Origin of the sequence: Bacillus sp. 105MF, from assembly GCF_000374885.1 — a bacterium.
GTDB classification, from domain to species: Bacteria; Bacillota; Bacilli; order Bacillales; family Bacillaceae_G; genus Bacillus_A; species Bacillus_A pseudomycoides.
This window is the reverse complement of record NZ_KB895573.1, coordinates 50213-64208: the sequence shown is the minus strand read 5'-3', so window position 1 is coordinate 64208 and position 13996 is coordinate 50213. Positions and strand designations below refer to the sequence as shown.

Here is a 13996-nt window from a genome sequence, read left to right as displayed (position 1 = left end):
TAATGGTACTTGGTTCAATTAGATATAACTCGTTTGAGAAATTGATTTGATCATGAAGTTAATTTCTCCACATTCCGCGCATAGAATATAGAATAGTTTAATAATACTTTCTCTTTCTTCATAAGTGTTTTACGTATATAATTTAAAGGTAATTGTTCTTATTTTAGTATACTTATAATAGAATAGAGGTTTAAAAATGAGCGTTAAAATCATTACGGATAGTGCTGCTGATTTACCAAAAGAATTGCTGCAAGCTTATGATATAGATTTGATTCCACTCCGTGTATATGATGAGGCAGAAACAGAGTATTTAGATGGAGTAACATTAGATTCGGTTCAATTATTACAAAAGATGAGAGAAGGCGAGGTATTTAAGACATCGCTGCCATCATTAGAAACATTCCAAGAAAAGTTCGTTACATATGCAAAGCAAAGTACACCTTGTATATATGTAGCTTTCTCTTCTGAACTTTCTGGTACATATCAATCTTCAGTAGTGATTAAAGAAGAAGTACAAGAAACATATGCAGATTTCGATTTGGAAATTATTGATACAAAATGCGCTTCACTTGGTCAAGGTCTTGTTGTATTAGAAGCTGCGAAAATGGCTAAAGAAGGTGCATCAAAAGAAGAAATTTTGAAACGAATTGCTTTTCTAACAAAACATATGGAGCATATCTTTACAGTTGCTGATTTGCAGTATCTTGTTAGAGGTGGTCGTTTAAGTAAGGTAGCTGGATTTATTGGTGGTTTATTAAATATTAAGCCGATTCTAAATGTGGAAGAAGGAAAGCTTGTACCACTTGAAAAAATTAGAGGTAGAAAGAAAGTTTTAGGCCGAATTGTCGATATAATGGAAGAGCGAGGAAAAGACCTTAAAGGTCAAACAGTTGGCATTACACATGGTGATGATTTAGAAACTGCGAATGCATTAAAAGCGTTAATTACTGAAAAATTTGGCTGTGATGTGTTTATTGTAAATACAATTGGAGCAGCAATCGGTGCGCATACAGGACCAGGTGTTTTAACATTGTTCTTCTTAAATGAAGTAGAGTAAAGGATTGATCTTTTTGATCAATCTTTTTTTTTACAATCATAGTTTTGTACGAAATAGATGAGGATAACATCGTAGGAGGAATTAATATATCAAATGCAATAAAGAATATATGTAATACAAACGATTTACAGTAGCAGACGTAACTTTTTTATTATTCACTAGCTTTTTTTCTAACAGGCAAGAAGGTAGAAAGGAAACTAGTGAGAACTAGTATGAAAGAAACTCTCTCAGTCGTATCAATCTCTAAACCGTTATTCCATTGATATATAAAGGATACTAGTATTAAAAGTATAACAAATCCTGCAACATATCTTACTGTTTTTCGCGCCTTTTTGTCATTTGTTCTCAAAATCATATTCGTCCCTCTTTCTTATTTAATAAATATTTTTGATTTCAATCATCGATAAACTGTAGTCTTTTTAGCTAGCAACTAAATATGTATAATTGCATAAAAAAATTGAAATATATAGGTTATTATTAAACTACATTTTTAATGTGGAAGGGTATTTTTGTTTAAAAGTAAAATCGTTTACGTTATTGATGAAATTGAAATTTAGGAGAATCGTATGAAAAAGAAATTATGTACACTAGCTTTTGTAACAGCAATATCTTCTATTGCAATGACAATTCCAACAGAAACATATGCTTGTGGAATTGACGAAGTAATGAAACAGGAAAACCAAGAGCACAAACGTGTGAAAAGATGGTCTGCGGAGCATCCGCACCATCCTAATGAAAGCACACATTTATGGATTGCACGAAACGCAATTCAAATTATGGGTCGTAATCAAGATAAGACGGTTCAAGCAAATGAATTACAATTTTTAAATACTCCTGAATATAAGGAGTTATTTGAAAGAGGTCTTTATGATGCCGATTACCTTGATGAATTTAACGATGGCGGTACAGGTACGATAGGCATTGATGGGCTAATTAAGGGAGGATGGAAATCTCACTTCTACGATCCTGATACGAGAAAGAACTATAAAGGAGAAGAAGAACCAACAGCTCTCTCGCAAGGAGATAAATATTTTAAATTAGCAGGTGAATACTTTAAGAAGGATGACCGAAAACAAGCTTTTTATTATTTAGGTGTTGCGACGCACTACTTCACAGATGCTACTCAGCCAATGCATGCTGCTAATTTTACAGCCGTCGACATGAGTGCTTTAAAGTTTCATAGCGCTTTTGAAAATTATGTGACGACAATTCAGACACAGTATGAAGTATCTGATGGTGAGGGCGTATATAATTTAGTGAATTCTAATGATCCAAAACAGTGGATCCATGAAACAGCGAAACTCGCAAAAGTGGAAATCGGGAACATTACCAATGACGAGATTAAATCTCACTATAATAAAGGAAACAATGCTCTTTGGCAAGAAGAAGTTATGCCAGCTGTTCAGAGAAGTTTAGAAAAAGCTCAAAGAAATACAGCGGGATTTATTCATTTATGGTTTAACACATTTGTTGGAAATACTGCTGCTGAAGATATTGAAAATACGATAGTAAAAGATTCTAAAGGAGAAGCAATACAAGATAATAAAAAATACTTCGTAGTACCAAGTGAGTTTCTAAATAGAGGTTTGACCTTTGAAGTATATGCTGCGAATGATTACGCACTATTATCTAATCATGTAGATGATAATAAAGTTCACGGTACACCTGTTCAGTTTGTATTTGATAAAGAGAATAATGGAATCCTCCATCGCGGAGAAAGTGTACTGCTGAAAATGACGCAATCCAACTATGATAATTACGTATTTCTTAATTACTCCAACATGACAAATTGGGTACATCTTGCGAAACAAAAAGCAAATACTGCACAGTTTAAAGTGTATCCAAATCCGAATAATTCAGCTGAATATTACCTATATACAGATGGATACCCAGTAAATTATCAAGAAAATGGTAAAGGGAAGAGCTGGATTGTGTTAGGAAAGAAAACGGATCAACCAAAAGCATGGAAATTTATACAGGCTGAATAGGATTTCCTAGAAGAGAGAAAGAAAAATTTATATATTTTAATAATACTTCATGTATTTAGAATGAGTTTTTTGTTCATTAACTAGCATCTAATTTTAAAGGGGATTTGTGTATATGCCATTTCAAAAAATAAAACTAAGTATGGTTGCTATTTCTTCATTCTTTATTTTAGGTTCCTCGTCCTTATCATTTACAGATACTACATATGCTGAAGTAGTGTCTGCGTCTCCGAAAGCAGAGATGATTTTAACACAAGAGGTTACTGTAAAAAATTATGATGATACATATTATAATAGCGCAAAGGGAAAAGCGGGTTCAGAATTAAAAAAGGAGCTTCATAATATTATTGATAATCATACAAAGATATCATACAGTGCGGTTTGGGAAGCACTAAGAGATACTGATGAAGATCCAAATAATAAAAACAATGTTCTTCTCTTATATACAGGACGTTCGCAAGGAAAATTTACAAATGGTTCAGGGGTCGATAATTGGAACCGAGAGCATGTTTGGGCAAAATCTCACGGTGATTTTGGGACAGCTGCAGGACCAGGAACGGACCTTCACCATTTAAGAGCTACGGATGTATCTGTCAATAGTTCACGTGGGAATTTGGATTTTGATAATGGCGGTGTGAGTCATTCAGAAGCAACAGAATGTAAATACGATAGTGATTCTTGGGAACCTCGTGATAGTGTAAAAGGGGATATTGCTAGAATGTTATTTTACATGGCTGTTCGTTATGAAGGAGACAATGGCGAAGTAGATTTAGAGCTTAATGAAAAAGTGAATAACAATAAAGATCCATATATGGGGAAACTATCTGTTTTACTAAAATGGAATGAACAAGACCCTGTCGATGATTTGGAACGAAAGCGTAATGAAGTTATTTTTACAAAATATCAACATAATCGTAATCCATTTATTGATCATCCTGAATGGGCAAATGAAATTTGGAAATAAATAAGTAAAATCATACCTGGGTAAATTTTAAAGTAGAAAGGAGTGATCATAAGAATCACTCCTTTTTTGGGGTTTACTCCACAATAACCGGTCTGTAAGGGATTGGTGAGGAGAGTATCATAGAAGTTTTTACTGTACCAAATGGAATTACAACATCGATTAATTCTTCTAATTCTTTCATTGATTGCACAGCTACTTTTAAGTAATAGCTACTTTCGCCAGTGACTCGGTGGCATTCAAGTATTCTGTGTTCGTTATATATTTTTTCTTCGAATTTTTTACAGGCAATTTTTAAGTTTTCTATTCTTAAAAACGCTTGAATGTCTTTGCCGACTGCATCGAGGGAAATACGTGCTGTATATTTTTCAATTATTCCTGCATCATGTAATCGTTTGAGTCTTTCGGTAACACTTGGACGACTAAGATGTAAATGTTCAGTCATTTCTTTAATTGTCATTCTGGCATCTTCTTGTAAAAGTGAAACTATTTTTTTATCGATTTCATCCATAATGTATACTCCTTTACGAAATTGAAAATAAATAATTAAAAAACCTTCATAATATAAAGTTTAGAAAAAGTTTATGTTCATTTTTGAATATAAAATAGATTAATAACTTTCTATAATTTAAATATAAATGGAGGTGCATTAAATGTCTAATGATTTTAAAGAAACGATTTCTATTCGAAAGGGAACAGCTTTATATGTCGGAGCTGTTTTAGGATCAGGAATTCTCATTTTACCGGGTATGACAGCAAGTATAGCAGGGCCAAGTGCTATTATCTCTTGGTTTATCATGATTTTGCTTAGTATCCCGCTTGCGTTTACTTTTGCCTTTTTGTCTATCGAGCATCCAAGCGCAGGTGGAATTGCAACGTTCTCTGAAAAAGCTTTTGGAAAACACATTGGGGCTATAATAGGATGGTGTTTTTTTATTGCTGGAAGTGTTGGGCAAATTATCGTTTCTCTAACAGGTGGGATGTATATCACTAAAGTTTTCAATTTGCCTGTTGACTTTGCATATGTAATTGCCTTTCTTATATTAAGTGTAGCTATTTGTTCAAATTTCTTCGGGTTAAAAATGAGTGGAGTATTTCAAGTATGTATAGGTGTATTAACTTTTCTTATCTTACTCATAACAATTGTTTGTTCATTGCCTTATATTGAAATGGAAAACATAAATATAAACATTTCATTAAATGAAATACACCCTATTTTACATGCTACATTATTAATATTTTGGTCTTTTTTTGGATGGGAAGCAATTTCAAGTTTAGCGCCTGAATTCAAATCTCCGAGAAAAAGAAATATCATTTTTTCAACAGGTGCTGCGATTATTATTATTGGCCTTATTTATATAGGAATTGCTATTTCAGTAATTGGGACAGGAGCATATTCTATAAAGTCTGATAATAGTACCGCTCTTGTAACCGTTATAAAAAATACATTAGGTGACCAATTTGTATGGTTAGTTGGATTAGTAGCTTTCATGATTTGTTTAGGTACAACAAATGCATTTATAGCAAGTATGAGTCGGCTGGGTTATTCTCTAGGAAAAGAAGAATTTGCACCTGAATATCTGGGGTATTTGAATAACAAAAGCAATACACCAACGAATGCTTTAATGATAGTAGGTTTCATCGCAATAACAGGGCTTTTAATAAGCTTCTTTTTTCATATTCGCGTAGATCAATTAGTGTTAATCCCTAATTCATTAGGAATTGTTACATATATTGTAGGTACTGCAGCGGGAATAAAGCTAATCAAGAATAGACTAGGAAAGATTTTTTCTGTAACAGCATTCACATGTTGCGTAATGGTATATCCGTTTATTGGTGATGTAATTGCCATTCCGATTGTAGTTGCATTGATGTGTTTGGTGTATATATATCAAAAAGAAAAGGTAGTAAATACACGCTATATAAATAAGAAGAAATAGAATAGGAAAGGAGTGAAAGTAATACTATTAAAATACCCACACAAAAGTCGGAATATTTCAAGATGTTAAAATTTAAGTGATTCATATATAATTAGCTAATGAATGCATTATTGTAACTATCTGTAAAAACAGGAGGCTATAAAATGAATCAAATGATCAATCATCCAACGCGATGGGATTTGGAAAGGTTATATCCTGAAACAAAAGATCCTACGTTTTCTACAGAAATAGAGATAATCGAACAATTAATAGGAACATATAAAGAAAATAGCGACCCAGCAATCCTCTCAAGAATTATACAAAGAATTGAAAAGGCAGAGTATTACTTTTATTGTCTTTCTGCTGAACACGCAGATGAATTTACAGCTGCTTTACCTCATACAAAAATAAATACGTTGAAAACAGAGGTTCGTTTATTACTACAAGAATCGAATCATGAAAAAAGTAACTTCTTCGAAAATCAAAATATCAACTTTATAGAAAATGAATTAAAAGCTTGGGAAGACATGTACATACAATTACGAAATAGATTAGAAGTACATCATAATAACGAGATATTATCATTTGGAAAAGCAAACTATCTTGCGATGAATGGTGAAACTCATCATGAAAGATTAGCGGTATTTTCTTCTCTTACAGAGGCATTGGAAAAGGAGAAAACAGTATTTGCTAGCGTACTTAATCAAATAGGTAGATTGCGTAACCTAAAAAGTAACCTGTTACAAGAAAAGGAGGTATTGTCACAATCGCTTCAAGCAAACGGTATTTCTAAAAATGCATTATTGGAAATGTGGAATGCTATTGAAGGGAATCTTGAAAAGTTATCGAGTGTTATAGCGTTTCATAAAAGAAGTAAGGAGACGTTTACTTGGCATGATTTGATGACATTGGAAGAAAATAATCAGGTTCAAATTCCGTTTTCAATAGCAGTAGAAAATATATATGAGGCCTTAAAGGATATCGATGAAGAACTAGCTCAATTTGCACAGCACGCTATTATGAATGGTTGGGTTGATGCTGAGCCAAGAGATAATAGGCCACCTAGTGGATTTTGCGCTCCTTTTTTAAGTGAAGGAGAATCTCGAATTTCATTACGGTATGATGAAACAATTGATAGCGTAAGAATATTAGCTCATGAATTAGGGCATGCATGGCATTTTTATGTAATGAGCAATGAGCAGTCTACTGCTTTTTTAGATGACTACCTTCCAATGTGTATGGCAGAATCAGCATCTATTTTCTTTGAGATGGTACTTGTAGATTACTTAGTTAAAATAGCAGAAAGTGAAGAACTGAGAAAATCATTGCTTAGCTGGAAAATCAGAAATAGCTTTAATTATGTAATGGCCATTCGAGCTTCATTTCAATTTGAGCAAACATTTTATGAAGAAAGTCAAAAGGGACCTTTAAGTGCGGATGAATTAGAGAGATTATCTATACTTTCACAAAAAGCAGCTTATGGAAATTCTTTAACAGAATATCAACCTTTTGTTTGGATGAAATATGGTCAATTTTATACAGCGAGTGTTCCTTTTTACAATTATCCATATACATTTGGTTATCTACTAAGTTTAGGATTATTAGAAATTGCAAAACAAGATGGTAGTGAGTTTCATTCTAAATACAAAAAATTCTTGTGTGAGACTGGAAAACGCCCAGTCGAAGAGTTGGTGAAACAATACTTTCACATCGACCTTGCTGATAATGAGTTTTGGGAGAAAGCATTACTTCAAATAAATAAGGATATTGATGAGTATTTACAGTTTGTACAAGAGGAAGTTTAAGTCATTTATTATAAGAGAACACATAGGGGAAGTGTATGTAAGAAATGGAACAACAGTACATAAAAGGCATACCATTTTGTAGCTTAGAGTATAAGAGAGTAATAGATTTATTAAAAAATTGGTTATCTGAAAAGGAAAATAAACCAAAGTTTATTGTTACGGCAAATCCCGAAATTGTAATGTCTGCTAAAGAAACTTCAGCTGAATCTGTACGTTTTAAAAAGATTTTGTTATCAGCGGACTTAATAACAGCGGATGGAATAGGAGTTATACTTGGTTCTAAAATTTTAAAAGGAAAATTAAAGGAGCGCGTTACAGGTGCAGATTTAACTCATGACTTAATAGAGTATTGTAATCAAGAGGGATACCGGGTGTTTCTTTTTGGTGCTGCACCAGAAAGTAATGAGAAAGCATTAGAAAATTTGAAAATACGTTTTCCACATGCGGTTTTCGAAGGACAGCATGGATTTGTGAAAAATGAGCAGATAGAAGAAGTCAAAGTTCGAATTCAACAATTCGAGCCACACTTGCTATTGGTAGGATTAGGATCTCCTAGGCAAGAGGTATTCATCTATGAAAATCTTCAAGAATTAAACGTACCTTTATCTATTGGTATTGGAGGTATGATTGATATTTTATCCGGCACGGTAAAACGAGCTCCGAAACTAATGAGGGATACTGGTACAGAATGGTTATATAGGTTAGTAACACAGCCTAAAAGAATAAAACGACAGTTAATACTTCCAAAATTTTTAGTATCGGTTATGGCTGAGAGAGTCAGAAAAAGCGTTCATTAATTTTTTATAATAGAAACTTTATATATAATCGAGAAGAGGTAGACGACCAATGAAAAAAATCGGTATTATTGGAGCCATGCAAATTGAAATAGACTTACTTTTAGAAAAATTAGATATTTATGAGGAATATACAATTGCAAGAATGCCTTTTTATAAAGGAATATTTATGGATAAAGAGATTATTGTCACTCGCTGTGGTATTGGGAAGGTCAATGCCGCTTCGTGTGCACAAATTTTAATAGACAAATTTGAAGTGGATTGCATGATTAATACAGGTATTGCGGGAGGGTTACATCCTGATGTTAAAGTTGGTGATCTAGTTATTTCTACGAACGTTACACATCATGATGTAAATAAAAATCAAATGAAGAATCTGTTTCCATTCCAAGAAACATTTATTGCAAATCAGGAATTAAGAGAACTTGCACGAAAAGCATGTAATACCAGTGGTTTAGACATAAATGTTCATGAAGGAAGAATTGTAAGTGGGGAATGCTTTGTTGAAGATGCAAAGCTAAAAGAGAAATTGCTGGATGAATATGCGCCTCATTGCACTGAAATGGAAGGATCAGCAATTGGGCATGTTGCCTTTATCAACGATATACCGTTTCTTATAATTAGAAGTATTTCTGACAGTGCGGATGATGATGCAACTAGTTCTTATGAAAACTTTGCAAAAATTACAGCCGATCAATCTTCAAGAGTTATAATGGAAATGATTAAGAATATATCAAGTAACACAGTTGTATGATTTATATGTAAAGAAGGGCCTCTTTAATAAAAGAGGCCTTGTTAAGTTAAAAGAAATTTTTAACAGAGAGGTGATTATAATAAAGAGTGTAGAAATTAAAAAGATTATAGACCTTTCACAACTTGATATCACTCATCTTATAAAAGAAAGTAAAGAAGAGGGATTTCATTTTCTTCTGAAATTAGTAAATGAATACAAAAGCAAAACGAACACCTTTAGTAAGGTAGGGGAAGGCTTATATGGTATTTTCCAAGGAGATACTCTAATTGGAATTGGTGGCTTAAATAAAGATCCATATACGAAAACTGAAACGATTGGACGGTTAAGAAGGTTTTATATTTCCAAAGCATATCGAAGGAAAGGGCTAGGAAACTTATTATTAAAGAGGATACTATCTGATGCAAGAGAACATTTTCAAATTGTCGTTCTATATACAGACACAGAACGAGCTAGTCAATTTTACACTTCAAATGGATTTCTGAAAAGTGAAGAATATAAAGGATCAACCCATTATGTGAAATTATAAAAAAGATTCCATAGACGATGTTTTATGGAATCTTTCTCTTTCTATTAGTGATTATGATGATGTAACTTTCAAATGCTTTAATAAATTTTCAGGTTGACCTTGTACATAATAAAAGTGTGGATTATTTTCATCATCATAAATCATGATATAGGGTTTTTCGTTAAGCGGAAGTAGTACAAGAACTTCATCTATCGTTGTATGTATCCATTGGTTTGTAATCACCACAGGTTTAGACAAAGGGATTTTTACCATATGTCCAGTTTTAGGGACAACATTTAGATTTTTAAATGCTCCAGTAATTGATTTTGCATATTGTATTGCCTCTTTTTGAATTTCTGTGTTTAGAGATTGTTTTTGCACGACCATTTCCTTTTGACAATCAAATACTTCAATTTGTTTATTTGTTTCTGCGAAAACAGTTGCTGATAATAAAAACGAAAACAGAAAAACAAATCCTATTTTTTTAAACATGGAACAACACCTCATATTTACTATACCCTCAAACCCTATAAATATTTTTTGTCACATTCATGTAACAAAAATGTTGTACCATAACAAAGTAAAATAAGAAATTCATGTTACTTTGTTATGAAAATGATTACAATTTATAAGGCACATATAGATAGTTAATGGAGGAAGGTACGAGTGAGAGTATTAATCGCAGATGATGAGCAGGATATGCTTAAAATTTTAAAAGCTTATTTTGAGAAAGAAGGGTTCCAAGTTCTTTTAGCAAAGGATGGAGAAGAAGCACTTGAAATATTTTATGAAGTAAAAATTGATTTAGCAATTTTAGACTGGATGATGCCAAAAAGGAATGGGATCACTGTATGCCAGGAAATAAAAAAGAACTCGAGTGTGAAAGTATTGATGCTTACTGCTAAAAGTGAAAATGAAGATGAACTTGTGGCCTTACAAAGCGGGGCGGATGAATATGTGAAAAAGCCATTTCATCCAGGGATTTTACTTACAAGAGCTAAAAAACTACTGAATCAAGATGAAGTCATACAAGTTCAAAATCTAAAAATAGATTTGATAAAGAATAAAGTATATAAAAGTGATAAAGAATTAGAAATTACAAAAACAGAGTTAGAATTAATTAAATGTTTTTTAAATCATAAAGGTACAATATTAACACGTGAAAAGTTACTAGATATTGTATGGGGATTTGATTATTTTGGAGATGAGCGAACAGTGGATACACATGTTAGACGATTGCGAAAAAAAATAGGGGAAGATATTATTAAAACGCACCGCGGTTTAGGTTACAGTTTGGAGGATGAACGTGAATAAGCTTGGTAAAAAACTTTTTGTTAGTATATCGTTAACAATCGTTCTTATATTTACTATTTCATTATTGTTAATGAACTATTTTTTACCGAAATATAATATATACAAAACACGAGAAAAATTAAATATCATTACAGATCAAATCCAGTCTTCGTCTGTTGAACACTTAACAGCTACTATAAATCAAATTGAGAATGAGAATAATGTAACAATTGTGTATACTCCTATAAAAAATACAGAGGATGAAATTAATGAATCGTTACGCTCTGGGCTTATAAAAAAAAGAGTAACATTGAACAAGTTTTGGATTACAAAAGAAGACGTAATGAAAGTGAAAACTTCTGGACAAGCAAATAAATTATATGATCAAGAGAAGCTAAAAGCGAGCTTTTTTGCGAAATTTATTTCGAAAAATGAAATGTTAATCTTAGTAGGAGTATCTATTGCGCACTCGAATGAACTAATCGAGACACTTAATACATTTAATATATATATTTTTGGTTTTTCAATATTTCTTGTCATTGTACTTGTTTGGATATTATCAAAAACGATTACAACACCGTTGAAAGAATTAAGCGATGTTGCAGAAGATATTTCCAATCTAGAATTTAAGAAAGCAAAAGTGAAAACAAACGATGAAATTGGCGATTTAGCCAATAGTATTAATATTATGAGTGATAAATTATATGAAGCTCATCAAGATTTAACGAATAGAAATGAACATTTAAAACGGTTTATGGGGGACATTACTCATGAATTAAAGACCCCCATCGCTTTAGTCAAAGCATATTCTATGGGGATTAAAGACGGTCTCGATGATGGGACATATTTAGATACAATTATTAAACAAACTGATCAAATTTCAAATTTAATAGAAGAGTTATTACGTTTTTCGAAATTAGAAAGAGACTTGTTACAAAAAGAAGAAGTGCAGATAGAACCCCTTATTAAAAGTATAATTGATAAACATGAAATTGAGTTCCACGCAAAAGGTATACATTTACAAATAGATTGTCGTGCGAGAGATGCTAGTGTTTATGTAGATTTGGATAAAATGAAAATGGTATGTAATAATTTAATTTCAAATGCAATCAAATATACAACAAATCAAAATATCAAGATTGTATTGGAAGAGAGAAAAGATTATGTATATTTTAGTATCCAAAATGGAATTGCTCCTGAAGTAAGTACAGATATCGAAAAAATTTGGGAACCATTTTATGTATTAGAAGCTTCACGTAATAAAGAAATATCAGGAACTGGATTAGGATTAGCCATTGTAAAGAGTATTTTAGAACGACATGGTTTTGAGTATGGTGTCTCCATTATAAAAGAGGAAATACAATTTTATATGTATATGGAAAAGAGTTTACGAAAGTTAAACATACGATAATTTGAAGAGGATACCATGTCCAATATAAATTAATTTAGAAAACAACCTATATTAAACAAGTCATTATCCTGACCAATAAACAATACTATAAAGAGAAAAATATAATGGAGGTGGAGTCATGGGAGTTGTTAACGCTACAGATGCAGATATTGCACTTTTAGCAAGATTACTCAGAGCAGAAGCCGAAGGAGAAGGAACTCAGGGTATGTTACTCGTCGGAAATGTAGGAATTAACCGACTAAGAGCAAATTGTTCTGACTTTAAAAACCTTCGTACCATTAGACAAATGATTTTCCAAGAACATGCATTTGAAGCTGTTACGCATGGATATTTCTATCAAAGAGCAAGAGAAAGTGAAAAACGTTTAGCTCGTCGAGTTATCAATGGAGAGAGGTACTGGCCTGGGAAATTTAGTTTGTGGTATTTTAGGCCACCAGGCGATTGTCCTCAACAATGGTATAATCAGCCCTTTGTAGGACGTTATAAAAAACACTGTTTTTTTCAACCAACAGCCGCAACCTGTGAACAAGTTTATAACACATTTTAAACACTGATAAAAAAGTCTGTGATTACAGAAAAACCAATCCAAAAATGAACTGTACCTTATAAAGTGAAACTTTAATCAGTGGGGGTTTTCTTCATCCTCCACTGATTATTAGTTGAACGAATCGGGCTTTTACGGACAGTTCATCTCCCACCTAACTTCTTTGCTTTCGCTGAATTTTGAGGTGGGAGTGTTACTGTCCGTTAATGCGGGATAAAGTGGACAGTTTAATAAAAAGACCTTTAGAAATTAAGCACTTAAAAGATGGTTCCGGTATTCTACCGGAACCATCTTTTTGAGTGCCCACGATTTGGGGTACAGTTCAGATAACCTTCGTAAGCTCTTTTTATTTTTTGAAATTGTATTCTGTCAAATAGATGTCACATGAACATTTTATAGTATAGGTATACAAGGATTGAGCATAAACGATATAGGAGATATGAATCTATGAAACAATTATTAAAATATATAGTAGTAATTTGCACGTTGATGCTTTTATGTTATGCAGCTTATATGAAGTATGAAAAACAAAAAGAAATTGAAAATAATAAATTAGTAATTACTGAAATCTCGAAGCAGTACGGTATACCAGACTGGATTCCACTTGCAATTGCTGATCATGAAACAAAATTTAATCGAAAAGCTGTTGGAGATAAAGGGACATCTTTTGGGCTATTTCAGTTACATCGGGGCGGATTAGCACCTGCACAATTATCAGAAGAGAACTTAAAAGATGCAAAAACGAATGCAATAATAGCAATCTCACATATGGTGAGTTCCTATAAACGTGGAGTAAACAAAGGATTAACAGAATTAGCTCTTTTAAAATATGTTGCCAATACATCGGGATGGCCTGGAAATTTAGGAGAAGATTGGACAAATAATAATACGAAATATAATGTTGGGTTAGAGAAATCCTATGAGCTATATAAGGGAGAGTAAAATATAACAAATTCCTCAAGTTTTCA

At 32.5% G+C, this 13996-nt stretch carries 15 protein-coding genes; 12 read left to right on the top strand and 3 right to left on the bottom strand.

Annotated elements, in window-relative coordinates:
- Positions 1–196: 196 nt before the first annotated feature.
- Positions 197–1057 (top strand): DegV family protein, encoded by an 861-nt coding sequence (locus C564_RS0113630; protein WP_006095090.1) that lies wholly within the window; start codon positions 197–199, stop codon positions 1055–1057.
- Between the two features lie 151 nt (positions 1058–1208).
- On the opposite strand, the gene C564_RS37425 is transcribed toward C564_RS0113630, so the two are convergent.
- Complete coding sequence (locus C564_RS37425; RefSeq protein WP_018765695.1) at positions 1209–1412, bottom strand: hypothetical protein; 204 nt, start codon at positions 1410–1412, stop codon at positions 1209–1211.
- A gap of 211 nt (positions 1413–1623) precedes the next feature.
- Here C564_RS37425 and C564_RS0113620 point away from each other — a divergent pair, with 211 nt between their 5' ends.
- On the top strand, positions 1624–3045 hold the full coding sequence (locus C564_RS0113620; RefSeq protein WP_003198006.1) for a zinc dependent phospholipase C family protein: 1422 nt from the start codon (positions 1624–1626) through the stop codon (positions 3043–3045).
- 112 nt (positions 3046–3157) lie between these two features.
- A complete protein-coding gene (locus tag C564_RS0113615) occupies positions 3158–4006 on the top strand; it encodes an endonuclease I family protein (protein WP_003198008.1) in 849 nt (282 codons plus the stop codon).
- A gap of 73 nt (positions 4007–4079) precedes the next feature.
- Here the strand turns inward: C564_RS0113615 and C564_RS0113610 are convergent, their stop codons facing one another.
- Positions 4080–4514: an Lrp/AsnC family transcriptional regulator gene (locus tag C564_RS0113610; protein ID WP_003198010.1), complete on the bottom strand. Its 435-nt coding sequence runs from the start codon at positions 4512–4514 to the stop codon at positions 4080–4082.
- A gap of 142 nt (positions 4515–4656) precedes the next feature.
- On the opposite strand from C564_RS0113610, the gene C564_RS0113605 reads away from it, so the two are divergent.
- The 5 genes from C564_RS0113605 to C564_RS0113585 all read left to right on the top strand — a co-directional run bounded on the left by C564_RS0113605 (position 4657) and on the right by C564_RS0113585 (position 9801).
- Positions 4657–5943 carry an APC family permease gene (locus C564_RS0113605; RefSeq protein ID WP_018765694.1) on the top strand — a complete coding sequence of 429 codons (1287 nt, stop codon included), beginning with the start codon at positions 4657–4659 and terminating at the stop codon, positions 5941–5943.
- Between the two features lie 143 nt (positions 5944–6086).
- Positions 6087–7727, top strand: a complete 1641-nt coding sequence (locus C564_RS0113600) for a M3 family metallopeptidase (protein ID WP_018765693.1) — start codon at positions 6087–6089, stop codon at positions 7725–7727.
- Positions 7728–7771: 44 nt separating this feature from the next.
- A complete protein-coding gene (locus tag C564_RS0113595) occupies positions 7772–8524 on the top strand; it encodes a WecB/TagA/CpsF family glycosyltransferase (RefSeq protein ID WP_003207420.1) in 753 nt (250 codons plus the stop codon).
- A 49-nt stretch (positions 8525–8573) separates the two neighbouring features.
- Positions 8574–9275 (top strand): 5'-methylthioadenosine/adenosylhomocysteine nucleosidase, encoded by a 702-nt coding sequence (locus tag C564_RS0113590; RefSeq protein ID WP_018765692.1) that lies wholly within the window; start codon positions 8574–8576, stop codon positions 9273–9275.
- Positions 9276–9351: 76 nt separating this feature from the next.
- Positions 9352–9801, top strand: a complete 450-nt coding sequence (locus tag C564_RS0113585) for a GNAT family N-acetyltransferase (protein ID WP_371399142.1) — start codon at positions 9352–9354, stop codon at positions 9799–9801.
- Between the two features lie 51 nt (positions 9802–9852).
- Here the strand turns inward: C564_RS0113585 and C564_RS0113580 are convergent, their stop codons facing one another.
- Positions 9853–10272, bottom strand: a complete 420-nt coding sequence (locus C564_RS0113580) for a hypothetical protein (protein WP_018765690.1) — start codon at positions 10270–10272, stop codon at positions 9853–9855.
- Positions 10273–10446: 174 nt separating this feature from the next.
- Between C564_RS0113580 and C564_RS0113575 the strand changes: the two genes are divergently transcribed.
- The 4 genes from C564_RS0113575 to C564_RS0113560 all read left to right on the top strand — a co-directional run bounded on the left by C564_RS0113575 (position 10447) and on the right by C564_RS0113560 (position 13970).
- Positions 10447–11094 (top strand): response regulator transcription factor, encoded by a 648-nt coding sequence (locus tag C564_RS0113575; RefSeq protein ID WP_006095078.1) that lies wholly within the window; start codon positions 10447–10449, stop codon positions 11092–11094.
- Positions 11087–12484 (top strand): sensor histidine kinase, encoded by a 1398-nt coding sequence (locus C564_RS0113570; RefSeq protein ID WP_018765689.1) that lies wholly within the window; start codon positions 11087–11089, stop codon positions 12482–12484. The genes C564_RS0113575 and C564_RS0113570 overlap by 8 nt, the downstream gene beginning before the upstream one ends.
- Before the next feature lie 118 nt (positions 12485–12602).
- Positions 12603–13031, top strand: coding sequence for a cell wall hydrolase (locus C564_RS0113565; protein ID WP_003198028.1), 429 nt, complete (start codon positions 12603–12605; stop codon positions 13029–13031).
- 444 nt (positions 13032–13475) lie between these two features.
- The gene (locus C564_RS0113560) at positions 13476–13970 is read left to right on the top strand and encodes a transglycosylase SLT domain-containing protein (RefSeq protein WP_018765688.1); all 495 of its coding nucleotides are present in this window, start codon (positions 13476–13478) and stop codon (positions 13968–13970) included.
- The last annotated feature ends 26 nt before the right edge of the window (positions 13971–13996 follow it).

Excerpts from the sequence above, each read along its gene's own strand:
- C564_RS0113580 (WP_018765690.1), bottom strand. The coding sequence starts at position 10,272 with ATGTTTAAAAAAATAGGATTTGTTTTTCTGTTTTCGTTTTTATTATCA.
- C564_RS0113620 (WP_003198006.1), top strand. The coding sequence starts at position 1,624 with ATGAAAAAGAAATTATGTACACTAGCTTTTGTAACAGCAATATCTTCT.
- C564_RS0113590 (WP_018765692.1), top strand. The coding sequence starts at position 8,574 with ATGAAAAAAATCGGTATTATTGGAGCCATGCAAATTGAAATAGACTTA.
- C564_RS0113610 (WP_003198010.1), bottom strand. The coding sequence starts at position 4,514 with ATGGATGAAATCGATAAAAAAATAGTTTCACTTTTACAAGAAGATGCC.
- C564_RS0113565 (WP_003198028.1), top strand. The coding sequence starts at position 12,603 with ATGGGAGTTGTTAACGCTACAGATGCAGATATTGCACTTTTAGCAAGA.
- C564_RS0113560 (WP_018765688.1), top strand. The coding sequence starts at position 13,476 with ATGAAACAATTATTAAAATATATAGTAGTAATTTGCACGTTGATGCTT.
- C564_RS0113595 (WP_003207420.1), top strand. The coding sequence starts at position 7,772 with ATGGAACAACAGTACATAAAAGGCATACCATTTTGTAGCTTAGAGTAT.
- C564_RS0113605 (WP_018765694.1), top strand. The coding sequence starts at position 4,657 with ATGTCTAATGATTTTAAAGAAACGATTTCTATTCGAAAGGGAACAGCT.
- C564_RS0113630 (WP_006095090.1), top strand. The coding sequence starts at position 197 with ATGAGCGTTAAAATCATTACGGATAGTGCTGCTGATTTACCAAAAGAA.
- C564_RS0113600 (WP_018765693.1), top strand. The coding sequence starts at position 6,087 with ATGAATCAAATGATCAATCATCCAACGCGATGGGATTTGGAAAGGTTA.
- C564_RS37425 (WP_018765695.1), bottom strand. The coding sequence starts at position 1,412 with ATGATTTTGAGAACAAATGACAAAAAGGCGCGAAAAACAGTAAGATAT.
- C564_RS0113615 (WP_003198008.1), top strand. The coding sequence starts at position 3,158 with ATGCCATTTCAAAAAATAAAACTAAGTATGGTTGCTATTTCTTCATTC.